Below are 24,704 nucleotides of genomic sequence, written 5' to 3'. Positions count from 1 at the left end.
GCCACTCGAGTACCCCCGAAGGAGCCTTTCCGTTCGACTTGCATGTGTTAAGCACGCCGCCAGCGTTCGTCCTGAGCCAGGATCAAACTCTCCAAACAAAAATCAGAGAAAAGACCTGACCAAAAAATAATCCAAAAAAATAAGAAATTGACTGGCAAAAAAATTCGTCTTGTCAATGACAAACTCCCTCCATGCCAGACAATCACTGGCACAAGAAAATCCATCACACACTATCGAGTTCTCAAAAAACACACACCCACCAACACCACACAACCACAGTCATGCGAACTTCAATGAGCAGAGTTTGCCACCCGCAAGCGGGCAACTGTTCCAGACTAGCGTCTGCAACCCCAGGCAGTCAAACCACAACCACCCCGGTGACAAGAACTCTATCAGAGTCCCGGCCCGCCGCGCAACCCCTGGATCCGGATTTCTCCGGGAAACCTTGGCCCTGGCGACCTCGACTAAGTTACACACACCCCAACACAAACACAACTCCGCAGGTCAACGGCCGGATCGAAGCACGACAGGGATGCAACCCGGCGATCGGCGAAGACCCTGTCCGGTCGGTCAGTCGTTGGGCCCGCTCGGCCAGTGACCACTCGCCGCCGGCGCTCCTAGCGTGAAATCATGACCGCTTCCCTCGACGTCCCCACCTCGCTCGACGGGACTGCGCAGCCCCGGACCATCGTCGCCGGCCGCGGACCCGGCGTTCCCGAGCACGACCTCCCGGGACCGCGGTTCCGGGCCGCGACCACCGGGAGCACCGTCTGGATCGAGCACGACCTGTCGCTCGCCACGGTCAGCGATCACCGGCTGGTCACCGGCCTGCTCGGGCTGGTCGCCGACGGGGTGCTCGCCGGCCAGGACGAGTTCGAGCGGGCGTTCGTCGAGGTGGTCACCAGTTGCGCGCCGTCGCGGCCGGCCGCGTGGTCGGCGTTCTACCGCAACTCCCTCGTCGAGCTCCGGGCCGGCACCGCCGACTTCAGCCCGGTCCACCGCCGCGCCCGCTCACTGCTCGCCGGCGACAGCGTCCTCGAAGTCGGTTCGTGCTTCGGTCTCTTCGCCCTGCAATGCGCGCAGGACGGCTTCCGCGTGTGCGCGGCCGACATCTGCCCGGAATCGCTGGACCTGCTCGAGGCGGCGTCGGACGCGCTGGGCATCCCGGTCGGCACCCGCCTCGCCGACGCACGCGCTCTGCCGTTCGCCGACGGCGACGTCGACACGGTGACCCTGATCCATCTTCTCGAGCACCTGGACGACGACGGTGTCGACGCGGCGATCGGCGAAGCCCTGCGCGTCGCCCGCCGGCGGGTGGTGATCGCCGTCCCCTACGAGGACCGGCCCAGTCCGCACTTCGGTCACCTGGCCGCGCTCACACCGGCGGACCTGCAACGCTGGGCACGACGCCACCCGGACGTGCCGTCGCGCGTCTTCGCCGATCACGGCGGCTGGCTGGTCTTCGACCACCCCTGAGCCGCCCGGATCCGCCCTGAGCCGCCCGGATCCACCCGGCTCAGATGAGCCCGCGTTTGGTGGCCACGTAGACGGCATCGGTGCGCTTGCTGACACCGAGCTTGCGGATCAGATTCCGGATGTGGAACTTGACCGTCGACTCCGAGATGTACAGGCGCTGCCCGATCTCCACATTCGACAGGCCGTTGGCCAGCAGCTGGACGATCTCGCGCTCGCGGTCGGTCAGTTCATGCCCGACGGTGCGCTCACCGGCCATCGTGCGCATCATGATCGTCGAACTGCGCGGATCGAAGGCGCTGCCACCGGCCGCGAGCGCCCGGATCGCCCTCACCAGCTCTGTCGTGTCGACGTCCTTCACCACGTATCCGCGCGCTCCGGCGCGGACGGCCCGGATCACCAGATCGTCGTCCAGGAAGGTGGTGAGAACCAGCACCGCGCCGTCGGGATTCCAGCGGGTCAGCTCCTCGATCAGCCGCATGCCCTCGTAGTCGGTGCCCGCGGTCAGTTTGAGATCGACCACCACCACGTCGGGCCGGGTGTGCGCGACCTCCGCCATCGCGGCATCGAAGGTGCCGGCCTCCCCGCACACCTCGATGCCGTCGTGGCGCTCCAGCACCGCCCGCAGCCCCTCGCGCAGCAGCGCGTGGTCGTCCACCAGGACCGTCCGGATCGGCCGCTGAGCACCCGCCGTGTCGCCGTTCATCCCTGCGCTCCCTGCTCGATCGGTATCTCCACCGCGATTCGCACCCCGCCGGACCGCGACCGGCGTATCCGCAGCGTGCCGCCGAGTTCCTCGGCCCGCGACGCCATGTTGAACAGACCGCGGCCCCGGCCCGACCCGAGGTCGCCGGCCGCCGCCGCCCGTAACCGCCCACGCAGGAGTCCGGGGTCTCCGTCGCCGTCGTCGTCGACGGCCAGGCTCACCCGATTGTCCGCATAGACCAGCGTGACCGTCACCTGACCGGTGTCGGCGTGCATGGCCGCGTTGAACAACGACTCCCCGGCGATCCGCAGCAGCGCGTGCTGGACGTCGCCGGGCAGTTCCCGCGGGCGGCCGCGCACCACCACCGAGGTCTGCGTCGACTCCGGAAGGTGCAGTTCACACAGGCCGGCGAGGGCGTCGGCGATGCTCTCCGAGGCCTCGGTCTGATCGTTGAGCGTGTAGATCGCGTTGCGCAGTTGCGTCACGGCCTCGCGCGAGAGCCGCATCGCCTTCTCCAGGTGGTCGGCGACGCCCTCCGGCACCTGACCGCGACACAGTTCGATCTGCAGGCCGGCCGACAGCACCGACTGCCCCACCGAGTCGTGCAGCTCCCGGGCGATCCGGGAACGCTCTCCGTTGAGCAGCGCGGTCCGCTGCACCGCGGACAGCTCGCGTTGCGTCAGTTCCAGTTCCGCGTTCCGGTCGGCCAGCTGCTGCGCCCACCGCCGGGTCTCCAGGAACAGCTCCGAGTTGATCAGCGCCACCGCGGCCTGCCGCGCCAGGATCGTCAGGACCATCAGATCGGTGCGGTCGACCGGCCGCCACTGCGGACTCCACGCCGAGATCCCGCCGACCACCCGGCCGCCGTACTCGATCGGCACGTGCAGGTGGTGGTCGTCGAGGATCGGCGCCGCCAGCACCGTCACCTCACCGCGCAGCACGTCGATCAGCCGGTTCAGCACCGACACCGGCAGCTCGGTCGGCGGGTGGGCCACCCCCACCCCCTCGAACGCCAGAATGCCCTCGTCGCGCCCGGCGATCAGATGCCGCGGCACCACCTGCTCCAGTTGCCCGTCCGCCAGGGCGAACAGCACCCAGTCGGCGTCGAGGTGCTCGGCGATCGCCTCCAGCACCGCGACCGCCAGTTGCTCGGGCCCGCGGTCGGTCTGCACCAGCGCCGCCGAGATGCTCTCCAGCGCGGTCATCATCCGGTTCAGGCGGGCCTCGGTGCCGCGGTACTGGCCGTAGTGACCGCCCTTGACACTGCTCAGCCCGACCAGGCTGGCGAGATCGGCGTCGGGCGTCGTCATCGCTACAGCGCCTGCCGGTAGAGGTCGAGGATGCCCTGCGCCTCCGGGCGGCGCGGGTTGGTCAGCATGCACGAATCGACCAGTGCCCGCTCCGTGAGCAGTTCCAGCTGGTCGGCGCCCACCCCGAGCGGCGCCAGGGTCGACGGCATCCCGATCCGCCCGGCGAGCGCCCCGATCTGGTCGGCGAGCCGGTCGGCGACGGTCCGCGCGTCGCCGGTCGACGACAGGCCCACCGCCCCGGCGAGCTCGGCGAAGTCGTCCGCGCAGACCTCCGCGTTGTACCGGATGACGTGCGGCAGCAGCACCGCGTTGATGGTGCCGTGCGGGGCGTCGCAGTATCCGCCGACCGGATGGCTCATCGCGTGCGTGGCGCCGAGGATCGCGTTGGTGAACGACATCCCGGCCCGCAGCGCGGCCAGCGACATCTCGGCGCCCGCCCGCGCATCGGAGGGGTCGTCGATCAGCCGTTCCAGGTTGGTCCACAGCCCGGTCAGCGATTCGACGGCGAGCGCATCGGTGAGCCGCCCCCGCGCGAGCGACACGAAGGCCTCCACCGCGTGGGTCAGCGCATCCATCCCCGCCTGCGCGATCACCTCCGGCGAGGCGGTGGTCAGCAACACCGGATCGATCACCGCCACATTCGGGACCAGCGTGCGTCCGATGATCGTCACCTTGGTGCGCTGCGCGGTGTCGTTGATGACGCAGAACTGCGAGACGTCGGCGCCGCTGCCCGCCGTCGACGGCACCGCGACCAGTGGCGGCAGCGCCGTCCGCGCCTTGTCGATCCCCTCGTACTCCAGGATGTATCCGCCGTTGGCGGCGAGCACCGCCACCCCCTTCGCGGCGTCGATCACCGAGCCGCCGCCCAGTGCGACCAGCCCGTCGGCGCGATGCGCGGCGTACGCGCGCTGCCCGGCGGCCACCTCCTCGGCCCGCGGATTGGGCGTCACCCCCAGGTACGGCGCCGGGGTGAGCCCGCGTCCACGCAGATCGGCGAGCAGCCGGTCGAACCACGGCGTCTCCGCCAGATTCGCATCGGAGACGACGAGGGGCCGCGCCACCCCGAGGGCGGCGACGGCGTTCGCGGCCTCCGCGAGGGCCCCGGGGCCGAACAGGATCTCCGGGGTGTGGAACTTCACCACCCGGTTCAGGCCGTGGCCCGCTGCCGCACTCATGTGCTTCCGCCTTCCGCCTCTCGCTGCCCGAACCGCCCGCCGGCCGCGCTCACCGCAGTGCCGCGCCCAGATCGTCGCAGCGTTCGAGGATCTCGGCCCCGTCCCGCGCGCTGATCACCCCGGAACACTCTTGTGCGTAGGCGTCCAGGGCGCACCCGGTCTGGCTCCAGTAGCGCTCCGGCTCCGGTGTGAGCCAGGCTACCCGGTAGGCCCGCCGCGCGACCTCCGCGAACAGATCGGTGCGCGGATCGAACGCGTTGTGCCGGGCGTCGCCGACGACGAGGACGCTGGTGCGCGGGGTGATCAGGTCACCGTGTTCGTCGAGCAGTTCGTGCCACATCCGGCCGTAGTCGCTGGTCGCCGACAGATCGAGGCCGTCGGCGGCCAGCACCGCGGCCAGTGCGCCGTCCGGGGAGGCGGTGCGCAGCGCCGGCGTCACCAGTACCGGACGGTCGACGAAGGCGATCACCTCGCAACGGTCCCCGAAGTCGTGCAGGGTCTGCGCGAGCCGGAGGATGAATCCGGTGACCGGCCGGACCGAGAGGGAGACGTCGATCAGCACCAGGAGCTTGACCGGTCCGGGCGTCGCCGTCCGCCGCCACAGCGCCAGCGGCACCCCGTCGGTGGCGACCGCACCCCGCATGGTGCGGCGGAAGTCGAGTCGTCCGCTGTCGGCCAGGCGGCTGATCCGCCGCGGTGCCCCGCGCATCCGCTGGATCAACCGGTGACAGGCGCGGTCCAGGTCGGCTTGATCGCGATGCGCCCGCCCGGCCGTGCCCTCCTCGTCGTCGCCGTCGACCGCGATCGCGGTGGCGGCCAGTCGTTCGGTGAGCGCCTCGACGAAGCGATTCAGGGCCTCCTCCAGTTCGGCGACGGCCTCGTCATCGAGTCCGGCTGCCCCGTCCACGCCGTAGGCCTGCCGGCCGTCCGCCTGGTCCAGCGCCCGCAGCAGGGCCGCGGCATCGGCCAGCGCCAGGGTGGTGCCCTCGACCCGGGTGGCGGCGGCGGTCAACTCCCCCACCTGCGAGGCGTCGGCGTGATCGACCTCCACGGTGTAGGTCACCCCACCGGACACGCTCGACGAATCGGTGCTCACCTCCAGTTCCTCGGCGCCGCCCGAGACGGAGAAGTCGTTCTCCTCGCGGTGCGCGCTCTCCGCGTGCCGCTCGCGGGCATCCGGGTCGTCGATCATCAGGTCACCGATCTCGACGGTGTGCTCGTCGGCCCCGATCATCCGGCCCGCGCCCTCGAAGTCCTCGGCCCAGACGACGTCGTCGGGCAGGCCGGACAGCAAGCCGCGCACCCGCGGCAGCCCGCCGTCGTCGCCGGCCGGCCGCTCGCCGAGGAAGTAGAGCGCGAACGCCTCCTCGAAGGGCTCCCGCTCGTACTCGTACTTCACGGTCACCGCGCGCAGCGCGGTGCGCAGCACGTCGGGATCGGCGGCGCCGACCAGGTCGAGCACGCGCCGGATCTCGATCACCTCGGCGGGCGACGCCGCGACCGACAGCGCTCGGAGGACGCGCCCGAAGCCGACGGCCACCTCGCCGAGGAGCCGCTGCGGCGCGGCCTGCCCAGCCGCGGAGGGCTCAGCGGCGGGCCGCACTGCGGGCCCGTCCGGCGCCGAAGGCGCGCTCGGTGACCGTGCCGCCCGGGCTGCTGCCGTCGACGGCGACCGGGGCACCGGCCGCGACGTCCGCGGCGAACGCCCGGCGAACATGGTCGAGGTCGGTCCCGAATTTGACCAGCAGGCTCATCAGCGCCGGGTCCTGGCCGCCGATCGGCTCGCCGGTCCGCGGCGCACCGGCCTCCGACAACCGGGCGGCGGCGCGAGCGGCGTCGATCACCTCCGCGATCGACGGGCTCTTGCGCAGCGGCAGTTCCCGGAGCCGCCGCGCCAGGTCCACCACCTCCCCGATCACGGTCGGCTCCACGTCGGGAGCGCGGACCGCGACGATCGCGCGCTCGCGCTCGGCGTCCGGGTAGGCCACCTGGAAGTGCAGGCAGCGGCGCTTCAGCGCGGGCGACAGTTCCCGGGTGTCGTTGGAGGTCAGGATCACCCACGGCGACGATCGCGCGGTGAAGGTGCCCAGCTCCGGCACGGTCACCTGACGCTCGGCCAGCACCTCGAGCATCACCGCCTCCATCGCCTCGTCGGTGCGGTCGATCTCGTCGACCAGCAGCACGGTCGGCTCGGGCGACATGATCGCGGCCAGCAGCGGCCGGGGCACCAGGAATTCCTCGCTGTATACGCCGACCTCGGTCCGCGCGAGCGCCGCGGACGCGTCGGCGAGCGTGTCGTAGGCGGCGAGCTCGTCGCTGATGCGGTCCCGCAGCATCTGCACGTGCAGCAGCTGCCGGGCGTAGTCCCACTCGTACAGCGCGCGAGCGTCGTCGAGCCCCTCGTAGCACTGCAGACGGATCAGTTCGCGCCCCGAGGCGGCCGCGAGTGCCTTCGCCAGTTCGGTCTTGCCGACACCGGCCGGCCCTTCCAGCAGCAGCGGGCGGTCGAGGAGGGTCGCCAGATACAAGACCACCGCGAGATCGTCGGCGATCAGATAGCCCTGCCCGGCCAGTGCCTCGGTGAGTTCGCCGGTCGAGGCGAAGTGACGGTCGTCGGCGGGAGCGGCGGTGGCGGTGGTCTGGTGGTTCATGAGGGTCCTTGACGTCGATGTCGCGGTGGCGGGGAGGCGGGGTCGGTGAGAACGGGGCGGACCTGCCGGGTCGGCAGATCCGCCCCGCGCAGCGGAGGTCCCGGCGCGGACTCAGTAGCTGTCGACCATCGCGTGCCGGACCATCGGGATCATCGACTCGACGGTGCAGGTGCGCGGGTTGCCCGGGGTGCACCAGTCGTCCATCATGTGCTCGGAGATCGCCCGGATCTGGTTCTCGGACGTGTCGACCCCCTCGCCGCGACCGTGGTACTTGCCGGTGTTCATCCGGTTCTTCTCGTAGCTGTTGACCGTCAGCTGACCGAAGTTGTCCGGGATGCCGACGTCCTTGGAGATGCGGATGGCTTCCTCGACGGCGGCGTCCGCGGCCTGCACCGTGGTCATGTTGCGGGTGTCCACGCCGAGCAGCCGCGCGATGTCGGCGAAACGCTCATAGCGGGCGGGCAGATTGTACTCCCACACGCGAGGCAGCGCGATCGCGTTGTTGAGCCCGTGGTGGCTGTCGTAGAAGGCGCTGAACGCGTGCGACAGCGAGTGCACCAGGCCGAGGCCGCCGGAGTTGAACGCCTGCGCCGCGATGTACTGGGCGTGCATCATGCCGGTGCGGGCTTCGAGGTTGTGCGGCTCGAAGACGGCGGTGCGCAGATGGTCGCGGATCAGCTCGATCGCGTACTTGGCGTTACCGAGCGAGGGCGCGAAGTCCAGCCGCGAGACGTACGGCTCGGAGCAGTGCGCGAGCACGTCGAAACCGCAGAAGGCGGTGAAGTGCTCGGGGCACGAGTAGTACAGCAGCGGGTCGTCGATCGCCAGATCCACCAGGCAGGTGTCGTCGAAGGCGACCCACTTGTGCGGATGATCCATATCGGAGGTGTCGGTGATGACGTAGGCCCACGACGTCTCCGAGCCGGTGCCCGCGGTGGTCGAGACCGCGATGTGCTTCGGGTTCTCCTTGTTGGTGGCCTTGGAGAAGCCCTCGAACTCGTTGATGTTGCGGCCGTCGTGCGCGATCACCATGCGGGCGCCCTTGGCGGCGTCGTGGCTGGACCCGCCGCCGACGGAGATGATGCCGTCGCAGCGCTCCTCCTGGTACCGCGCCGCGGCGTCCATGACGTTGTAGTCCTTGGGGTTGGACTCGACCTCGTCGAACACGACGACGTCGACGCCCTGATATTCGATCTTGCCCTTGAGCTCGTCGATGATCCCCGAGCCGCGCAGGCCGGTGGTCATCAGCAGCACGCGCGTCATGCCGAGGTCCTTGGCCTCGACGCCGATCATGTCGTGTGCGCCGACGCCCAGCTTGGCCTTGGGGAAGGGGTGGAACTCCTTGATCGGGAAGTCCCAGATCTGGTTCAGCTCGATTGCCATCGCGGATGTCTCCTGTATCGCAGCGGGTTGTGTGGAACACATCCAGACTCAGCGATGACATAGGACACAACAAGGGTCCCTGACCCGTCGTGGCCAGGGTCGGCCCCTCGGGTCAGGACACCCACCTGTCCGACCGGCCAGGTGTCCCGACGGCTACCCGGTGACGCGCTCGATGGTGCCGCCGAGGCTGCGGAGGTTCTGCTCGAAGTGCGGGTAGCCGCGATCGATGTGCTCGATGTCGTGCACCTCGGTGACGCCGTCGGCGACCAGCCCGGCCAGCACCAGCCCGGCCCCGGCGCGGATGTCGCTCGACCACACCGGTGCACTCGAAAGCTCCTCGATGCCGCGGACGACGGCGTGGTGCCCGTCGGTGCGCGCGTCCGCACCGAGGCGGACCATCTCCTCGACGAAGCGGAAACGGGCCTCGAAGACGTTCTCGGTGATCAACGACATGCCCTCGGAAATCGTCGCCAGCCCGATCGCCATCGGCTGCAGATCCGTCGGGAAGCCGGGGAACGGTAGCGTCGCGGTGTTCACGGCGCGCGGCCGCGCATCCTGCCGCACCCGGAAACCGTCGTCGTAGCGTTCCACCGCGGCGCCCGCGTGTTCGAGTTTGGTCAGCACCAGCGCCAGATGCTGCGGGTCGATCCCGCGCACGGTCACATCGCCGCGCGTCATCGCCGCCGCGATCCCCCAGGTGCCGGCGACGATCCGGTCGCCGACCACGTGGTGCCGCGTCGGGCTCAGCCGCGCCACCCCGGTCACCGTCAGCGTCGAGGAGCCCAGGCCGTCGATCCGCGCGCCCATCTGAATCAGCATCTCGCACAGGTCGACGATCTCCGGCTCGCGCGCCGCGTTGTCGATGGTGGTGACGCCCTCGGCCAGCACGGCGGCCATCAGGATGTTCTCGGTGGCGCCGACCGACGGGAACTCCAGCGAGATCGCCGCGCCCCGCAGGTGATCGGCCTGCGCGACGACGCACCCGTGCTCGATGGCGCTGGTCGCCCCGAGCGCCCGCAGCCCCGACTGATGCATGTCGAGCGGCCGCGAACCGATCGCGTCACCGCCCGGCAGCGCGACGACGGCGCGCTTGCAGCGGGCCATCAGCGGACCGAGGACGCACACCGACGCGCGGAACTGCTTCACCGCGTCGAAGTCGGCGTGGAACTCGGGCACCTCCGGCGCGTCGATCACCACGGTGTCGCCCTCGATCTGCGCCTCGGCGCCCAGACCGCGCAGCACGTCGGCCATCAGCGGGACATCGGCGATCTCCGGCACGTTGGTCAGCACGGTGCGGCCGTGCGCCAGCAACGACGCCGCCATCAGCTTCAGCACGCTGTTCTTCGCTCCCCCGACGACGACCTCGCCCGACAGCCGCGCCCCACCCGTCACCAAATAGCGATCGCTCACCGAAGTAGCTTAACCGGCGGCGTAGGTTGGCACCCATGGCCGTACACCTGACGAAGATCTACACGCGGACCGGCGACGACGGCACCACGGGACTGTCCGATTTCTCCCGGGTGTCCAAGACCGATGCGCGCGTGGTCGCCTACGCCGACTGCGATGAGGCGAACACCGCGATCGGTCTCGCCCTCACCCTCGGCGGCGACGTCCCCGCCGACATCGCGGCCGTGCTGGCCACCGTGCAGAACGACCTGTTCGACGCCGGCGCCGACCTCTCCACCCCGGTCGTCGAGAATCCCAAGTACCCGCCGCTGCGTATCGAGGAGGAGTACATCGACGCCCTGGAGGGCTGGTGCGACCGTTTCGGTGCCGAGCTCACTCCCCTGGACTCGTTCATCCTGCCCGGCGGCACTCCGCTGGCCGCGCTGCTGCATCAGGCCCGGGTGATCACCCGGCGCGCCGAGCGCGCGGCGTGGAGCGCGGTACACGAGAATCCCGACCACACCTCGGTGCTGCCGGCCAAGTACCTGAACCGCCTGTCCGACCTGCTGTTCATCCTGGCCCGGGTCGCGAACGTGCGCGCAGGCACGACCGACGTGAAATGGGTCCCGGGCGAGGGCCGCACCCGATGACCCGGAGCGGTGCGTTACGGCGCCGAACGACGTCGCCGTGACCGGCTCGGCGGGCGCGCCTCCAGCCACGACAGGAACGCCGTCGCCAGTACCGGATCCATCCCGATCTCGTATTCGGTGACCCCGCGCCCGCGTTCGGTCACCCGCAGTTCGAGGACCGCCATCGACGGCTCCATGATCTCGAGTTCGGTGCCCGCCGGCGCCCGGCGCCCGATCAGCTCGGTCCCGCGCCGCGACAGCGTCTCGGTCGGTCCCGGCAGCAGGGCCGTCAGCCGGTAGTAGACGAGCGCCTCGTCGGTGTAGTGCACCGAACCGTGCCGCCAGCCCTGATCCTGCGCGGCGGGCAGCCGGCGCAGCAGCACCGGGGTACCCGCCCGGCGCACCTCCTGAACCCGATGGACCAGTCCGGCCGCCAGCAGCACACCGCCGACCACGACGACAACGATCAACCAGAACCACCACGGCATGGGCGTCACCTCGTCTCGGAACAGCGGATACGGGAGAAAAACGGCCACCAGCCGCCCCGGAGGCCGGGACGGCTGGTGGCGTACATCATTGCGGACTCGCCGGGATCAGCTCAGCGCGTCGACCGCGCGGATACGCGACCGGGCGGCGAGATACTCCTCGGTGCCCTCCTCGGCCGACTCCAGCACCGCGCGCTCGGCCTCGACGTCCACCTCGCGGGCGAGCTGTGCCGACTCGGCGAGCACCTTGGCCTCGGTGCCGGTGACGGACAGGAAACCACCCTGCGCCGCGATCGCGACCTTGCTGCCGTCGGCCTCGGTGACCACCACGGCCCCGCCGGGCGCGAGCTCGGCGAAGATCGGCGCGTGGCTGGCCAGGATTCCGACCTCGCCGTCCGTCGTCTGTGCCCGCAGGAACGTCGCGCTCCCCGAGTACAGCACCTGATCGGGCGAGACCACGTCCACCTGGAAGGTCTTGTCAGCCATGGTCCGTGACTACTTTCCGGCGATCTTGGCGGCAGCGGCCTCGACGTCGTCGAGCCCACCGCAGCTGTTGAAGGCCTGCTCGGGCAGGTGATCGAACTCGCCCTTGCAGACGCGGTCGAATGCCTCGATGGTATCGGCGAGCGGCACCACGGAGCCCTTCTGGCCGGTGAACTTCTCGGCGACCAGGAAGTTCTGGCCGAGGAACTTCTGCAGACGACGGGCCCGCGCGACGGTGACCTTGTCCTCTTCGGAGAGCTCGTCCATACCGAGGATGGCGATGATGTCCTGCAGTTCCTTGTACTTCTGCAGGATCCGCTTGACCTCGTTGGCGACGCGGAAGTGCTCGTCGCCGACGATCGACGCCTCGAGGATGCGCGAGGTCGAGGTCAGCGGGTCCACGGCCGGGTAGATACCCAGCTGCGAGATCGGCCGCGAGAGCTCGGTGGTGGCATCCAGGTGGGCGAAGGTGGTCGCCGGCGCCGGGTCGGTGTAGTCGTCCGCGGGGACGTAGATCGCCTGCAGCGAGGTGATCGACCGGCCCTTGGTCGAGGTGATCCGCTCCTGCAGCTCACCCATCTCGTCGGCCAGCGTCGGCTGGTAACCCACCGCCGAGGGCATGCGACCCAGCAGGGTCGAGACCTCGGAACCGGCCTGGGTGAAGCGGAAGATGTTGTCGATGAACAGCAGCACGTCCTGGTGCTGCACGTCGCGGAAGTACTCGGCCATGGTCAGGGCCGAGAGGGCGACGCGCATACGCGTCCCCGGCGGCTCATCCATCTGGCCGAACACGAGGGCGGTGTCCTGGAGGACGCCCATCTCCTCCATCTCGAGGTGGAGGTCGGTGCCCTCACGGGTGCGCTCACCGACGCCGGCGAACACCGACGTGCCGGAGAACTCACGCGCGATACGGGTGATCATCTCCTGGATGAGAACGGTCTTGCCGACACCGGCACCACCGAACAGGCCGATCTTGCCGCCCTTGACGTACGGGGTCAGCAGGTCGATGACCTTGATGCCCGTCTCCAGGATCTCGGTCTTGCCCTCGAGCTGGTCGAAGGCCGGGGGCTTGCGGTGGATGCCCCACTGCTCGCCGTCGCGGCCGGTGCCCGGCGCGTCCAGGCAGTCGCCCAGCGCGTTGAACACGTGGCCCTTGACCACGTCGCCGACCGGCACCGAGATCGGCTTGCCGGTGTCGGTGACGGCGGCACCGCGGACCAGGCCGTCGGTGGGCTGCATGGAGACGGTGCGCACCACGTTGTCGCCGAGGTGCTGGGCGACCTCGAGGGTCAGCACCTTGGCCACGGCCGGGAGGGTGATCTCGGCGTGGAGGGCGTTGAACAGGTCGGGCACGGCGCCGCGCGGGAACTCGACGTCGACGACCGGGCCGATGACCCGGGCGACACGACCGGCGGTCGCCGAAGCGGCCGCGGTCGGGTCGGTGACTGCTGCAGTCATGGTTTCTTCTCTTTCCTCGATATGTCTTGTCAGTGCGCGAGCGCTTCGACGCCGCCGACGATCTCGCTGATTTCCTGGGTGATCTGCGCCTGGCGGGCCGCGTTGGCCTGCCGGCTCAGGTTCTTCTCCAGCTCGGTCGCGTTGTCGGTCGCGGCCTTCATGGCGGTACGACGCGCAGCACTCTCCGACGCCGCCGAATCGAGCAGCGCGGCGAAGATCCGCGCGGCCACGTACTTCGGCAGCAGCGCGTCGAGCAGCGTGTCGGGGTCGTCGCCCTCGAACTCGATGTCGGCCTGGACACCGTTGCCCGGCCGCTCGTCGAGCATGTCTTCCCCGAGGTTCAGCCGCTCCAGCTCGAAGTCGACGTCGATCGGCGCCATCCGGCGCACGGCCGGCTGCTGCGACAGCATGGACACGAACCGCGTGTACACGATGTGCAGTTCGTCGACGCCCTCGATCTGGCCGCTGCCGTCCGGGAGTTCGACGAACTCGCCGGTTCCGGCCAGGAACGCCTCGACCAGGTGACGCACCGCGGGCGCGCCGTCGGCGAAGACCGGCTGCTGCGAGAAGCCCGACCAGCTGCCGGCGATCTCGCGGTCGCGGAAGGTGTAGTACCCGATGCCCTTGCGGCCCATCACGTACAGCACCGGCGTCTTGCCCTCGGAGCGGAGCAGCGACAGCAGCTCCTCGGTCTCCTTGAGGACGTTCGAGTTGTAGCCACCACACTGGCCGCTGTCGCTGGTCACGACCAGCACCGCGGCCCGCTTGGGGTCGTGCCGGGCAGAGAGCAGCGGAATGCTCTCCAGGTTGGCACGACTCGCGAGAGTCGTCACGACCTTGGTGATCTCGTCCGAGTACGGACGAGCAGCGGCCACCCGAGCCTGGGCCTTGGTGATCCGCGAGGTCGCGATCAGCTCCTGCGCCTTGGTGATCTTCTTGGTCGACTGGATCGACCGGATCCGCGAACGCAGCTCTCGAATGGACGCCATGGCTACTTGGTCTTCTTCGTCACGCGCAGCGTCTCGGGCTCGACGGCCTCCGGCGAGAGCGCGTCGGCCTCGGCCTCGACGACGCGGGTGCCGTCCGAGGCGATGAAGCCGGTCTTGAAGTTGTTGGTCGCGGTCGCGAGCGCGGCCTTGTCCTCGTCGCCCAGCTTCTTGGCGCCGCCGGCGATGTTCTCGTACACGCCCTTGGCACTGTGGTGCAGGTCGGCGAGCAGTTCGCTCTCGAAGCGGCGGACGTCGGCGACGGGCACCGAGTCCATGAAGCCCTCACCGCAGAGGTACAGCGAGATGATCTGGTCCTCGACCGAGACCGGGCTGTACTGGTCCTGCTTCAGCAGCTCCACCCAGCGGGCACCGCGCTCCAGCTGCGCCTTCGAGGCGGCGTCCAGGTCCGAGGCGAAGGCCGAGAAGGCCTCCAGCTCGCGGAACTGCGCCAGCTCCAGACGCAGCGAACCGGAGACGTCCTTCAGACCCTTGGTCTGGGCGGCGCCACCGACGCGGGAGACCGAGATACCGACGTTGATCGCCGGGCGGACGCCCTTGTTGAACAGGTCCGACTCCAGGAACACCTGGCCGTCGGTGATCGAGATGACGTTGGTCGGGATGAACGCCGAGACGTCGTTGGCCTTGGTCTCGATGATCGGCAGGCCGGTCATGCTGCCGCCGCCGAGCTCGTCGGACAGCTTGGCGCAACGCTCCAGCAGGCGCGAATGCAGGTAGAACACGTCGCCCGGGTACGCCTCGCGGCCCGGCGGACGGCGCAGCAGCAGCGAGATCGCGCGGTAGGCCTCGGCCTGCTTCGACAGGTCGTCGAACACGATCAGGACGTGCTTGCCCTGGTACATCCAGTGCTGGCCGAGGGCCGAGCCGGTGTACGGGGCGAGCCACTTGAAGCCGGCCGAGTCGGACGCCGGGGCGGCGACGATGGTGGTGTACTCCATCGCACCGGCCTCTTCGAGGGCGGTCTTGACGCCGGCGATGGTCGAGCCCTTCTGGCCGACCGCGACGTAGATGCAGCGGACCTGCTGCGTCGGGTCGCCGGTCTCCCAGTTGGACTTCTGGTTCAGGATGGCGTCGATGCAGACCGCGGTCTTACCGGTCTTGCGGTCGCCGATCACCAGCTGGCGCTGGCCGCGGCCGATGGCGGTCATCGCGTCGATGGCGGTGATACCGGTGGCGAGGGACTCCTCGACCGGCTGGCGCTCCAGCACCGAAGCGGCCTGCAGCTCCAGGACGCGGTCGGTCTCGGCGTCGATGGTGCCGAGACCGTCGATCGGCTGACCGAGCGGGTTGATGACGCGGCCCAGGAAGGCGTCGCCGACCGGCACCGACAGCACGTTGCCGGTCCGCTTGACCTCCTGGCCCTCCTCGATGTTCTCGTAGTCGCCCAGGATGACCGCGCCGACGGCATCCAGGTCGAGGTTCAGGGCGACGCCGCGAATTCCGCCGGGGAACTCCAGCAGCTCATTCGCCATGGCGCCCGGGAGACCGCTTACGTGAGCGATGCCGTCGCCGGTGTCGGTGACGATGCCGATCTCTTCACGAGTGGCCTCCCCGCGCACCTCCTCGGTGTAATTTGCGATCGCGCTCCGAATTTCATCGGAGGAGATGGTCAACTCGGCCATATTCCTGCCTGCTCTTCCTGGGCTTTCTAAAGGGTCTGGGAATCGTACTTAGTGGGGGTCACCGCATGCCGCGGCGCAGGGCCGCCAGCTTGCCGGCGATGCTTCCGTCGATGCGCTCGTCGCCCACGCGGACGACGACACCGCCGAGAAGCTCGGGGTCGATCTCGACGTGCAGGGTGACCGGCGCGTCGAAGATGGCGGACAGCTTGCCGGCCAGCGCGGTGCGCTGGGCGGCCGACAGTTCACCGGCGGACGTCACGTAAGCGACCTTGCGGCCACCCGCGGCGGCGGCGAGCCCGGAGAGCTCGTCGATCACATCGCCGGGCGCCTCGGTGGAGGTGGTCACGGCCTGGACCGCGAGCCGCTTGGTCACGTCGTCGACCTTGCCGTCGATCAGCCCGGACAGCAGCTGCGCCCGATCGGCCTGCGACCGCGTGCGGTCGGACAGGGCCTGCTCCAGCTCGGTGTTCTCCTTGACGACGCGGCCGAGACGGAACAGCTCCTCCTCGACGGTGTCCAGGCGGCCCTCCCGCTTGGCGGCCTGCAGCAGGGACTCGCGTCCCAGCTCGAGCAGGGCGTCCGCCAGGTCGGCGTCGCTGGACCAGTGGCGCGCGGCGGCCGACGCCACCGTCTGCAGCGTGACCTCGGTGACCTTGCCGGAGAGAACCTCGCGGGCGATCGCCGCGCGAGTGTCAGGCGGCGTGACCGAGTCGGCCAGAGCGGTACGCAGCGCACGGTTGTCGGACACGGTCTCGGCGACCGACAGCAGCTGTTCACCGGTGGTGACTGCGTCGTCGGTCGTGACGCCGCGCAGGGCGGCTTCCAGCTCGACCCGAGCCCCGTCGAGGGCCTCACGGCTTGATGCTGCGTACATCTACCTACATTCCTTTTGGGTGGCGTTTCGCGACGGAACGGCAACAGGTGCGGCGAACCCGGGTTCGCCGACCTGCACCTGCTCCGACATCATCGAGACTCTTACTTCGCGGCCGGGTCGGCGACGTCGTCGAGCTCCGCGAGGAAGCGATCGACCGTGCCGGCCTGCTTGGTGGCGTCCGACAGATCGGTGGCGACGAGCTTCTCGGCCAGGTCGACCGACAGGCGACCGACGTCGTTGCGCAGTTCGGCGACGACCTGCTGACGCTGGGCCTGCAGCTGCGCGGCACCGTTGGCGATGATCCGGTCGCTCTCGGCGGTGGCCTGGGCCTTCATGTCCGAGATGATCTGCGTGCCCTGCTGGCGCGCCTCGTCGCGGATCGCCGACGCCTCTTCGCGAGCGCCCGCGAGCTGTTCGCGGTAGGCGACCAGCGATGCGTTCGCCTCGGCCTGAGCGGCCTCGGCGCGCTCGATGCCGCCCTCGATGGTCTCGCGACGCTCGTCGAGCACCTTCTGGTACATCGGTACCACGAACTTCCAGAAGACGAACAGAACGACGGCGAAGGCGACCAACGACCAGATGATGTCGTACCAGTGCGGAAGCAGCGGGTTCGTGTTTTCCTCCGAGCCTTCGCCGCCACCGGCGGCGAGGTAGAGGAGTTCAGTGGTGTTGATCATGTCAATGGCTCAGATCAGAAGATGAAGCCGACGACGATACCGATCAGCGCCAGCGCCTCGGAGAGTGCGATACCGAGGAACATGGTGGTGCGGATCTGGCCGGCCAGCTCGGGCTGACGGGCGATGCCCTCGATGGCCTTGCCGGCGACGATGCCCACGCCGATGCCCGGGCCGATGGCGGCCAGGCCGTAACCGATGGCGCCGAAGCCGGAACCCTCGAAGGTGGTCTTGGTGTCGGCGAGAGTCTGGGCGATGTAGCTCATCTTGCGATTCCCTTTTCTTTCTTGGGTGGCTCCCCGCCCGGGCGGGCGAGTGAGTCAGTCTGTGGTGGTGGGTCGGGCGGTCTGGGGCGCTGACGGCGGGCGTCAGTGCTGATCGGCGTGCAGCGACAGGTCGATGTAGACGGCCGTCAGCAGCGCGAAGATGTAGGCCTGCAGGCCGATGACCAGCAGCTCGAAGAACGTGAAGCCGACGCCGACGATCAGCGAGAACGGCGCGAACACGATGTGCCAGGTGCCGCTCAGCAGGAAGTACTGAGTGGCCGCGAAGAACAGCACCAGCATGATGTGGCCGGACAGCATGTTGGCCATGAGACGGACGGTCAGCGTGAACGGCCGGAGGATGAAGGTGGAGACGAACTCGATCGGGATCAGCAGCGGCTGGATCGCCATCGGAACACCCGGCAGCACGATGGACGACTTGATGAAGCCGAAGAAGCCGTACTTGCGGATACCGACGCCGACGTAGGTGACGTAGGCGACGGCGGCCATCACCAGCGGCATACCGATCCGGGCGTTCGACGAGATGTTCAGGAACGGGATGATCGACGTCAGGTTGAGGAAGATCGTCGCGAAGAAGATCGTCGCGATGAGGGTGAAGAACTTGCGGCCGTTCTCCTTGCCCAGGATCTCTTCGGCGATGTTGATCCGGACGAAGTCGAGCATGGATTCGGCGACGTTCTGCATACCGCTCGGCACCAGCTTGGCGCCGCGCATGGCCAGCGCGAAGAAGAGCGCGACCAGGCCGGCGACCGCCAGCCGGATGATCATCAGACGATCGAGAGCGAACGGGGTGTCCGCGAAGGCCACGGCCTTCGGGAAGAAGTCGTTCAGGCTCGGCGCGTGGAACTCGGCGGCGGCAAGGATGACGCTCAGCGTTCTCTCCCGTGTTCGGGACCAGACAGTCAGTCCGGCTGTCGGTCCGATCGGCAATCTGTGCGGGCACGAACCATCTGCAGCGCCTCACGGCGTTGCGAAGACGGTTGTCGTGCGCTCAGAACTTTATCAAGTGGTTACTTCGTGCAGGTAATCCGGCCCTGGTGACCGGCCTCCCAGCGCCCGGATCGGACCCCTACTATCAGGCGTAGTAGCAGGTCGCGGGCTCCGGAGTGGGACTCGTCACTTCCCGGCGTCGGCGTTGTCCGGATCGACATAGGGCTGGTTGGTGCGCAGCACCCCCCACACCTCCGAACCCAGCACGGCGACGATGGCACCGATCAGCATGCTGACCAGGGCGCCCTTGGAATAGAAGTGCATGTTCGACAGCATCGCCATCACCACCAGCACCACGACCATCTTGAGGAACCACGAGCCCATCACCGCGATCATCGTCGTCGACGGCGGCAGTTTGGTGGTACCCATGATGGTGAGCACCGTGAGCAGGATGAACGAGCCACCGACACCCGCGCCGATCAGCACGCCCCACACTCCGGGCAGGCCGCTGACCGGCCACCAGATCGCGAGGCCGATCAGGGTGAGGGCGAGCAGCCCGAACAGGCCGTAGCGCAGACCGTTCTTGAGGGGAGTGAGCGAGTCGTACGTGGTCTCGGTGACGGTCACGTCACCGGGCTCGTCCGGTCCGGGTTCGGGGCTATCGCTGTTGCTGGGCACGCCGACCAGGCTAGGGCACTCCCCTAGCGGCTGGCGAGTCGGCGCCGCCGGATCCGGGGCGCGAAGGTCGCCGTCAGGGCGATCAGCAGACCGGCGGCGAAGAACGGTGCCACGGTCAGCGGGGAGAACAGCGTGCACGCGGCCACCGAGAACGCCAGCACCCCGACCCACAGGTAGATGAGCAGGGCGACGCGCCGCTGCGAGTGCCCGAGTTCGAGCAGCCGGTGGTGCAGATGCATCTTGTCGGGGGTGTAGAAGCCGACGCCCGCGCGGGTGCGGCGGATCACCGCCATCACCATGTCGAGTATCGGGATGAACATCACGGCGGCCACCAGCACCAGCGGCGAGAGCAGCGTGAACAGGTCCGCGGTGCCGTAGGCGCTGCGCGCCGGGCGGCCGGACGCACTCGTCGCCGCCGCGGCCAGCATCAGTCCGAGGAGCATCGCCCCGGAGTCGCCCATGAAGATCCGGGCCGGCGAGAAGTTGTGCGGCAGGAAGCCCAGGCACGCCCCGGCGAGCGCGGCGGTGATCAGCGCGGGCGGGTAGTAGCTGACGTCGCCGCCCTGATCGTGCAGCAGACCAAGCGAGAAGATCAGGATCGCGCTGGCCGCGATCAGGCCGAGCCCGGCGGCCAGGCCGTCGAGCCCGTCGACGAAGTTCATCGCATTGATGGTGGTGACGGTGATGAGGACGGTCAGCAGTCCCGCTTGCAGCGGGTCGAGCACCACCGTCTGGATCCCGGCGAACGGCACGTACAGCGAATTCCAGCTGACGCCCATCACCACCAGGACTCCGGCCGCGGTGAGCTGACCGACGAACTTGGTCAGCGCGTCCAGCCCCCACCGGTCGTCGATCACGCCGACCAGCACGATCACCAGGCCCGCGGTGACCACCGCGATCATGTCGTGCGAGTAGGCGAAGCCGCGGTTCAGGGCGGGCAGCTGTGAGGCCAGGGTGACCGCGCAGACCACCCCGGCGTACATGCCGACGCCGCCGAGCCGCGGGGTGGGGATCACGTGGACGTCGCGTTCGCGCGGGACGGCGACTGCGCCGGCCCGCACCGCGAAGACGCGGACCAGGGAGGTGAGCAGGTAGGTGATCCCGGTGGCGGTGAGGGCGACGAGACCGAGTTCGCGCAGCGGTACACCGGCGCCCCCGACAGCGTCGAGCGCGAGCAGCCCCACGCCGCTTCCGGGTCCAGTCACGATGCCCAGGCTACCGAGCACCGAGCGCCGCGACCTGCTGCGCCAGCGCCTCGTGTCGCGCGTGATCGTCGGCCGGGGTGTGCATCGCGGCGACCATCAGGTCGGCGACGGCCGGCGCATCCGCGGAGGTCAGGCCCTCGGCGACGGCCGCGGCCGTGCCGAAGCGGATCGCCGAGCCCTGCGCGACGGGCGCCGGATCGAACGGGGTGACGGCCTTGTCGACGTAGATGCCCGAGGCGGCGAGCCGGACCGCGGCCTCGCGCCCGGTGATGCCCAGCGCGGTGACCTCGACGATGCCGAGGTGGGTGTCGGTGCCGCCGGCGACGGGCCGCAGTCCGCGGTCGGCGAGTTCGCTCGCCAGGGCGCGCGCGGAGTCCGCGACCGACGACGCGTAGTCCCGGTAGCCGGGGGTCGCGGTCTCGGCGAAGGCGACGGCCTTGGCGCCGATGGCGTGCATCGGCGGCGCGCCCTGCAGGAACGGGAAGACGGCGCGGTCCAGGACCCCGCCGTGTTCTTCGCGGGCCAGCAGCAGGCCGCCGCGCGGTCCGCGGATCACCTTGTTGGTCGCGACCGTCACCACGTCGGCGTAGGGCACGGGAGACTCGAGCACTCCCCCGGCCACCAGTCCGGCCAGGTGGGCCGCGTCGACCCAGAGGATGCAGCCGGCCTCGTCGGCGATGGCCCGTAGCCGGGCGTAGTCCCAGGTCCGCGTGTACGACGTGCCGCCGGCCACCAGGATGCGCGGGCGGTGGATCATCGCCAGCTCGTGCATCTTCTCGTAGTCGATCTGTTCGGTGTCCTCGCGGACGCCGTAGTTCACCACGGTGAACCAGCGGCCCGAGGAGTTGGCGCGCGAGCCGTGCGTCTGGTGGCCGCCGTGCCGCAGGCTGAGCGACAGCAGCGGGTCGCCGGGCTGGGCGAACGCGGCCAGGACGGCCAGATTCGCCAGCACCCAGGACAGCGGTTGCACGTTGGCGTAGTCGGCGCCGAACAGGTCGCGGGCCCGCGCCAGCGCCAGCTCCTCCACCTCGTCGACCACCTCGCAGCCGGCGTGGTAGCGGCGCCCCGGGTAGCCCTCGGCGTACTTGTCGGCCAGCACCGAGCCGACGGCGGCGCGCACCGCCGGGGTGGCGACCGATTCGGCCGCGAGTAGTGGCAGCCCGCGGCGGCGGCGCTGCTGTTCGCGGTCGATCAGGGCGGCCATCGCCGGATCGGCGGCGGCCAGCGGGTCGTTCGGGTTCGCTCCGGTCACCGCGCGTCGTCCTTCGCGGGGCGCAGGTCGGCGACGGGCAGGTCGAGCACGTCGGCGATCTCGTCGATCGAGACCGCGCCCTCACGCAGCACCTGCGGGATCTCGCCGGTCAGATCGACGATGGTCGACGCGACCGCGTGCTCGGCGGGCCCGCCGTCGAGGTACACCGCCACCGAGTCGCCGAGCTGGTCGCGGGCCTGCGCCACGGTCGACGACGGCGCGCCGCCGGACACGTTCGCGCTGGACACGGCCATCGGTCCCACCTCGCGGAGCACCTCGATGGCGACCGGGTGCAGCGGCATGCGCAGCATCACGGTGCCGTCGGCGTCGCCCAGATCCCACGCCAGCGACGGCGCCTGCTCGACGACGATGCTCAGGCCCCCGGGCCAGAACGACTGGACCAGCGCGCGGGCCTGCGGGCTGACGCGCTGCACCAGGCCGTCGACGGTGTGCCAGGAGCCGACCAGGACCGGCACCGGCATGTCACGACCGCGGCCCTTCGCGGCGAGGAGCGAGGCGACCGCCTCGGCGTCGAACGCATCGCAGCCGATGCCGTAGAGGGTGTCGGTCGGCAGGACCACCAGGCGACCGCCGCGCGCGGCGCCGACCGCCGCGTGCAATCCGGCTGCTCGTTCGTCCGGGTCACTGCAGTCGTAGACGGCGCTCACGCGTTCCATCCTTGCACGGCGGTCACCGGGCGTCGTCGCGCGGTGACGTATCGGGGGCGGCCGGCCAGATCGTCGTGGCCGGCGACCTCGGTGAAGGCGCCATCGGCCCCGAAGACGTCCCGGGTACGCCCGCCGGTGGTGTCGTCGTGCTCGATGGCGACCGCGCCGCCGGGCACCAGGGACCCCGCGATCAGCGGAACCATCGCGGTGATCACGTCCATGCCGCTCTCCCCCGAGAAGACGGCCTCGGCCGGGTCGTGACCGACCTCCGGCGACACCGGCGACGATGCGGGGACATAGGGCGGATTGCTGACGATCACCTGCCGCGGCCCGATCAGTTCCCAGACCCCGGGATCGGTGACATCGCCGGCGACGACGCGCACCCGCTCGAACACGCCGCCGGGCTGCGCGGCCACGTTGCGCCGCAGATACGCCAGCGCCTCCGGCGACCGTTCGACGGCGATCACCCGCGCCCGCGGCACCGCGGTGGCGATCGCCAGCGCCAGCGCCCCGCTCCCCGAACAGAGGTCGGCGATGCGGATCGTCTGGGCCCCGGAGTGCTCGCGTGCGCAGATCCCGGCGGCCCACTCGACCAGCAGTTCGGTCTCCGGACGCGGGATGAACACCCCGGGCCCGACGGCGAGTTCGACGCCGGCGAAGTGCGCGGTCGCCGTCAGATGTTGCAGCGGGATGCGCTCGGCGCGGCGCGCGATCAGGGCCTCGTACTCGGCGCGCCGGGCGGCGTCGACGTCGTCGATCAGCAGCAGCCGCCCGGGCTGCGTGCCGAGCACGTGGGCCAGCAGCCAGGCGGCGTCGACCGCGGCACAGTCGATACCGGCCCGCGCGAGGGTGGCCGTCCCGGCCGCGCGCAGCGCCGAGGCGGAGATCACGGAGCCGTTCACTGCTCCAGGCGGGCCTGCTTGTCGGCCTCGACCAGGGCGCCGAGCAGCGCGTCCATGTCGCCGGCCAGGACCGCGTCGAGGTTGTTGGCCTTGTAGCCGATGCGGTGATCGGTGATGCGGTTCTCCGGGAAGTTGTAGGTCCGGATGCGTTCGGAGCGGTCGACGGTGCGGATCTGCGCGGCGCGGCCGGCGGCGGCCTCGGCCGCGGCCTCCTCCTCGGCGGCGGCTTGCAGCCGGGCGGCCAGCACCTGCATGGCGCGGGCCTTGTTCTGCAGCTGGGAGCGCTCGTTCTGGCAGGTCACGACGATGCCGGTCGGCAGGTGGGTGAGGCGGACCGCCGAGTCGGTGGTGTTGACGCCCTGGCCGCCCTTGCCGGAGCTGCGGTAGACGTCCACGCGCAGGTCGTTCTCGTCGATGGCGACCTCGGCCACCTCGTCGGGTTCGGGATAGATCAGCACACCGGCCGCGGAGGTGTGGATGCGCCCCTGCGATTCGGTGACCGGCACGCGCTGCACTCGGTGCACACCGCCCTCGAACTTCAGGCGCGACCAGACCCCGTCCCGGCTCGCCTCGCGCGCCTTGATGGAGAGGGTCGCATCCTTGTAGCCGCCGAGGTCGGACTCGGTGACGCCGAGGACGGTGGTCTTCCAGCCGCGCTTCTCGCAGTACTTGAGGTACATGCGGACCAGGTCGGCGGCGAACAGCGCCGATTCCTCGCCGCCGGCACCCGACTTGACCTCCAGCACCACGTCGTCGCCGTCGTGCGGGTCGCGCGGGGCCAGCAGATCGGTCAGAGCGGCGTCGAGTTCGGCGACGGTCTCCTCCAGCCCGGGGACCTCCTCGGCGAACGCCGGGTCGGCCTCGGCCAGTTCACGCGCGGCTTCGAGGTCGTCGCGGGCCGCGGTCAGCTTGGTGTAGGTGGCCATCACCGGCGCGAGTTCGGCGAAGCGCTTGCCCACGCGGCGGGCGTTGGCCGGATCGTCGTGCAGCGCCGGATCGGACAGCTGCTGCTCGAGACCGGCGTGCTCGGCGAGGACGTCGTCGATCGCGGTTGCCTGCCTGCTCACTGGTGTTGCTCTCAATCGTTGTGATGCCGCTCATTGAGTCGTTGTGATGCCGCTCATTGAGCCTGTCGAAATGGAAGTAGATGCGAACGACGCCCGGCCTGCGATCGGAACGATCGTGAGCCGGGCGTCGTCTGCGAGCTACTTCTGGCGCTTGCCGTACCGCTTCTCGAAGCGGGCCACGCGGCCGCCGGTGTCGAGAATCTTCTGCTTACCGGTGTAGAACGGGTGGCACTGCGAGCAGACTTCGACGTTGATCCGTCCGTCCTTCTCGGTGCTCCGGGTCTCGAAGGTGTTACCGCAACCGCAGACGACGGTCGTCGCCACGTACTCGGGATGAATCTGCTGCTTCATGCGCTGGGTCCTTAATCTCTGTGGTCGCCGGGTCATCGGTGCGAAGACCCC

General features: G+C 69.6%; 25 protein-coding genes and 1 rRNA gene. 2 read left to right on the top strand and 24 right to left on the bottom strand.

The genetic code is table 11. The features are described 5' to 3' along the window. Positions 1 to 98 (bottom strand): 16S ribosomal RNA (locus ACSEEN_RS02950); the annotation flags it as partial. Between the two features lie 532 nt (positions 99 to 630). Here ACSEEN_RS02950 and mftM point away from each other — a divergent pair. Next, complete coding sequence (mftM, locus tag ACSEEN_RS02945; protein ID WP_440712267.1) at positions 631 to 1,476, top strand: mycofactocin oligosaccharide methyltransferase MftM; 846 nt, start codon at positions 631 to 633, stop codon at positions 1,474 to 1,476. A gap of 40 nt (positions 1,477 to 1,516) precedes the next feature. Here mftM and ACSEEN_RS02940 read toward each other — a convergent pair whose 3' ends face one another. The 7 genes from ACSEEN_RS02940 to murA form a co-directional block, all read right to left on the bottom strand. Continuing rightward, entirely contained in the window at positions 1,517 to 2,179 is a 663-nt protein-coding gene (locus tag ACSEEN_RS02940; RefSeq protein WP_247867186.1) for a MadR family response regulator transcription factor, read from the bottom strand. Further along, positions 2,176 to 3,489, bottom strand: a complete 1,314-nt coding sequence (locus tag ACSEEN_RS02935; RefSeq protein WP_371308465.1) for a MadS family sensor histidine kinase — start codon at positions 3,487 to 3,489, stop codon at positions 2,176 to 2,178. The genes ACSEEN_RS02940 and ACSEEN_RS02935 overlap by 4 nt, the downstream gene beginning before the upstream one ends. Positions 3,490 to 3,491: 2 nt before the next feature. After that, the gene (locus ACSEEN_RS02930; protein WP_298446629.1) at positions 3,492 to 4,664 is read right to left on the bottom strand and encodes an iron-containing alcohol dehydrogenase; all 1,173 of its coding nucleotides are present in this window, start codon (positions 4,662 to 4,664) and stop codon (positions 3,492 to 3,494) included. Positions 4,665 to 4,713: 49 nt separating this feature from the next. Next, the gene (gene madC, locus ACSEEN_RS02925) at positions 4,714 to 6,267 is read right to left on the bottom strand and encodes a MadC family VWA domain-containing protein (RefSeq protein ID WP_440712266.1); all 1,554 of its coding nucleotides are present in this window, start codon (positions 6,265 to 6,267) and stop codon (positions 4,714 to 4,716) included. Then, entirely contained in the window at positions 6,251 to 7,315 is a 1,065-nt protein-coding gene (locus tag ACSEEN_RS02920; RefSeq protein ID WP_440712265.1) for a MadB family AAA-type ATPase, read from the bottom strand. The genes madC and ACSEEN_RS02920 overlap by 17 nt, the downstream gene beginning before the upstream one ends. Before the next feature lie 111 nt (positions 7,316 to 7,426). Further along, positions 7,427 to 8,698, bottom strand: coding sequence for an NDMA-dependent methanol dehydrogenase (gene mdo / locus ACSEEN_RS02915; RefSeq protein WP_247867181.1), 1,272 nt, complete (start codon positions 8,696 to 8,698; stop codon positions 7,427 to 7,429). A 153-nt stretch (positions 8,699 to 8,851) separates the two neighbouring features. After that, on the bottom strand, positions 8,852 to 10,108 hold the full coding sequence (gene murA / locus ACSEEN_RS02910) for a UDP-N-acetylglucosamine 1-carboxyvinyltransferase (RefSeq protein ID WP_247867180.1): 1,257 nt from the start codon (positions 10,106 to 10,108) through the stop codon (positions 8,852 to 8,854). A gap of 35 nt (positions 10,109 to 10,143) precedes the next feature. Between murA and ACSEEN_RS02905 the strand changes: the two genes are divergently transcribed. Beyond that, complete coding sequence (locus tag ACSEEN_RS02905) at positions 10,144 to 10,734, top strand: cob(I)yrinic acid a,c-diamide adenosyltransferase (RefSeq protein WP_247867179.1); 591 nt, start codon at positions 10,144 to 10,146, stop codon at positions 10,732 to 10,734. 14 nt (positions 10,735 to 10,748) lie between these two features. On the opposite strand, the gene ACSEEN_RS02900 is transcribed toward ACSEEN_RS02905, so the two are convergent. The 16 genes from ACSEEN_RS02900 to rpmE all read right to left on the bottom strand — a co-directional run bounded on the left by ACSEEN_RS02900 (position 10,749) and on the right by rpmE (position 24,653). Beyond that, the gene (locus ACSEEN_RS02900; RefSeq protein ID WP_247867178.1) at positions 10,749 to 11,201 is read right to left on the bottom strand and encodes a DUF2550 domain-containing protein; all 453 of its coding nucleotides are present in this window, start codon (positions 11,199 to 11,201) and stop codon (positions 10,749 to 10,751) included. Positions 11,202 to 11,306: 105 nt separating this feature from the next. Beyond that, the gene (locus ACSEEN_RS02895; RefSeq protein ID WP_247867177.1) at positions 11,307 to 11,684 is read right to left on the bottom strand and encodes a F0F1 ATP synthase subunit epsilon; all 378 of its coding nucleotides are present in this window, start codon (positions 11,682 to 11,684) and stop codon (positions 11,307 to 11,309) included. 9 nt (positions 11,685 to 11,693) lie between these two features. Continuing rightward, positions 11,694 to 13,139: a F0F1 ATP synthase subunit beta gene (gene atpD / locus ACSEEN_RS02890; protein ID WP_371308461.1), complete on the bottom strand. Its 1,446-nt coding sequence runs from the start codon at positions 13,137 to 13,139 to the stop codon at positions 11,694 to 11,696. A 29-nt stretch (positions 13,140 to 13,168) separates the two neighbouring features. Beyond that, positions 13,169 to 14,128: a F0F1 ATP synthase subunit gamma gene (locus tag ACSEEN_RS02885; protein ID WP_440712264.1), complete on the bottom strand. Its 960-nt coding sequence runs from the start codon at positions 14,126 to 14,128 to the stop codon at positions 13,169 to 13,171. Between the two features lie 2 nt (positions 14,129 to 14,130). Continuing rightward, on the bottom strand, positions 14,131 to 15,768 hold the full coding sequence (atpA, locus tag ACSEEN_RS02880) for a F0F1 ATP synthase subunit alpha (protein WP_247867174.1): 1,638 nt from the start codon (positions 15,766 to 15,768) through the stop codon (positions 14,131 to 14,133). Positions 15,769 to 15,826: 58 nt separating this feature from the next. Beyond that, positions 15,827 to 16,642: a F0F1 ATP synthase subunit delta gene (locus ACSEEN_RS02875; RefSeq protein ID WP_440712263.1), complete on the bottom strand. Its 816-nt coding sequence runs from the start codon at positions 16,640 to 16,642 to the stop codon at positions 15,827 to 15,829. Positions 16,643 to 16,743: 101 nt separating this feature from the next. Then, the gene (locus ACSEEN_RS02870; protein ID WP_440712262.1) at positions 16,744 to 17,319 is read right to left on the bottom strand and encodes a F0F1 ATP synthase subunit B; all 576 of its coding nucleotides are present in this window, start codon (positions 17,317 to 17,319) and stop codon (positions 16,744 to 16,746) included. 14 nt (positions 17,320 to 17,333) lie between these two features. Beyond that, positions 17,334 to 17,582, bottom strand: a complete 249-nt coding sequence (locus ACSEEN_RS02865; protein WP_247867171.1) for an ATP synthase F0 subunit C — start codon at positions 17,580 to 17,582, stop codon at positions 17,334 to 17,336. A gap of 102 nt (positions 17,583 to 17,684) precedes the next feature. Further along, the gene (atpB, locus tag ACSEEN_RS02860) at positions 17,685 to 18,506 is read right to left on the bottom strand and encodes a F0F1 ATP synthase subunit A (RefSeq protein ID WP_298446630.1); all 822 of its coding nucleotides are present in this window, start codon (positions 18,504 to 18,506) and stop codon (positions 17,685 to 17,687) included. A 210-nt stretch (positions 18,507 to 18,716) separates the two neighbouring features. Next, positions 18,717 to 19,208, bottom strand: a complete 492-nt coding sequence (locus ACSEEN_RS02855; protein WP_247867170.1) for a Cg1360 family ATP-synthase-associated protein — start codon at positions 19,206 to 19,208, stop codon at positions 18,717 to 18,719. A 23-nt stretch (positions 19,209 to 19,231) separates the two neighbouring features. Further along, on the bottom strand, positions 19,232 to 20,413 hold the full coding sequence (locus ACSEEN_RS02850; RefSeq protein ID WP_283255283.1) for a glycosyltransferase family 4 protein: 1,182 nt from the start codon (positions 20,411 to 20,413) through the stop codon (positions 19,232 to 19,234). Positions 20,414 to 20,423: 10 nt separating this feature from the next. Beyond that, positions 20,424 to 21,665: a serine hydroxymethyltransferase gene (gene glyA, locus ACSEEN_RS02845; protein ID WP_440712261.1), complete on the bottom strand. Its 1,242-nt coding sequence runs from the start codon at positions 21,663 to 21,665 to the stop codon at positions 20,424 to 20,426. Further along, entirely contained in the window at positions 21,662 to 22,333 is a 672-nt protein-coding gene (locus tag ACSEEN_RS02840; RefSeq protein ID WP_440712260.1) for an L-threonylcarbamoyladenylate synthase, read from the bottom strand. Before ACSEEN_RS02840 ends, glyA begins: the two co-directional genes overlap by 4 nt. After that, positions 22,330 to 23,235, bottom strand: a complete 906-nt coding sequence (gene prmC, locus ACSEEN_RS02835) for a peptide chain release factor N(5)-glutamine methyltransferase (protein WP_440712259.1) — start codon at positions 23,233 to 23,235, stop codon at positions 22,330 to 22,332. The genes ACSEEN_RS02840 and prmC overlap by 4 nt, the downstream gene beginning before the upstream one ends. Next, positions 23,232 to 24,302: a peptide chain release factor 1 gene (gene prfA / locus ACSEEN_RS02830; RefSeq protein WP_298446617.1), complete on the bottom strand. Its 1,071-nt coding sequence runs from the start codon at positions 24,300 to 24,302 to the stop codon at positions 23,232 to 23,234. Before prfA ends, prmC begins: the two co-directional genes overlap by 4 nt. 138 nt (positions 24,303 to 24,440) lie before the next feature. Next, positions 24,441 to 24,653 (bottom strand): 50S ribosomal protein L31, encoded by a 213-nt coding sequence (rpmE, locus tag ACSEEN_RS02825; protein WP_247867166.1) that lies wholly within the window; start codon positions 24,651 to 24,653, stop codon positions 24,441 to 24,443. Positions 24,654 to 24,704 lie beyond the last annotated feature (51 nt).

Source organism: Gordonia marina, from assembly GCF_052036135.1.
Classification (GTDB): Bacteria; Actinomycetota; Actinomycetes; order Mycobacteriales; family Mycobacteriaceae; genus Gordonia.
Note: the sequence above shows the minus strand (reverse complement) of the source record. Positions and strands in the feature narration are given on the sequence as shown.

Bases quoted from the DNA above. Each gene is read 5' to 3' on its own strand.
- ACSEEN_RS02875 (WP_440712263.1), bottom strand. From the start codon at position 16,642: ATGTACGCAGCATCAAGCCGTGAGGCCCTCGACGGGGCTCGGGTCGAG.
- atpA (WP_247867174.1), bottom strand. From the start codon at position 15,768: ATGGCCGAGTTGACCATCTCCTCCGATGAAATTCGGAGCGCGATCGCA.
- atpD (WP_371308461.1), bottom strand. From the start codon at position 13,139: ATGACTGCAGCAGTCACCGACCCGACCGCGGCCGCTTCGGCGACCGCC.
- ACSEEN_RS02930 (WP_298446629.1), bottom strand. From the start codon at position 4,664: ATGAGTGCGGCAGCGGGCCACGGCCTGAACCGGGTGGTGAAGTTCCAC.
- ACSEEN_RS02940 (WP_247867186.1), bottom strand. From the start codon at position 2,179: ATGAACGGCGACACGGCGGGTGCTCAGCGGCCGATCCGGACGGTCCTG.
- mftM (WP_440712267.1), top strand. From the start codon at position 631: ATGACCGCTTCCCTCGACGTCCCCACCTCGCTCGACGGGACTGCGCAG.
- ACSEEN_RS02865 (WP_247867171.1), bottom strand. From the start codon at position 17,582: ATGAGCTACATCGCCCAGACTCTCGCCGACACCAAGACCACCTTCGAG.
- mdo (WP_247867181.1), bottom strand. From the start codon at position 8,698: ATGGCAATCGAGCTGAACCAGATCTGGGACTTCCCGATCAAGGAGTTC.
- rpmE (WP_247867166.1), bottom strand. From the start codon at position 24,653: ATGAAGCAGCAGATTCATCCCGAGTACGTGGCGACGACCGTCGTCTGC.
- ACSEEN_RS02920 (WP_440712265.1), bottom strand. From the start codon at position 7,315: ATGAACCACCAGACCACCGCCACCGCCGCTCCCGCCGACGACCGTCAC.
- ACSEEN_RS02870 (WP_440712262.1), bottom strand. From the start codon at position 17,319: ATGATCAACACCACTGAACTCCTCTACCTCGCCGCCGGTGGCGGCGAA.
- ACSEEN_RS02905 (WP_247867179.1), top strand. From the start codon at position 10,144: ATGGCCGTACACCTGACGAAGATCTACACGCGGACCGGCGACGACGGC.
- ACSEEN_RS02935 (WP_371308465.1), bottom strand. From the start codon at position 3,489: ATGACGACGCCCGACGCCGATCTCGCCAGCCTGGTCGGGCTGAGCAGT.
- ACSEEN_RS02885 (WP_440712264.1), bottom strand. From the start codon at position 14,128: ATGGCGTCCATTCGAGAGCTGCGTTCGCGGATCCGGTCGATCCAGTCG.
- ACSEEN_RS02900 (WP_247867178.1), bottom strand. From the start codon at position 11,201: ATGCCGTGGTGGTTCTGGTTGATCGTTGTCGTCGTGGTCGGCGGTGTG.
- ACSEEN_RS02895 (WP_247867177.1), bottom strand. From the start codon at position 11,684: ATGGCTGACAAGACCTTCCAGGTGGACGTGGTCTCGCCCGATCAGGTG.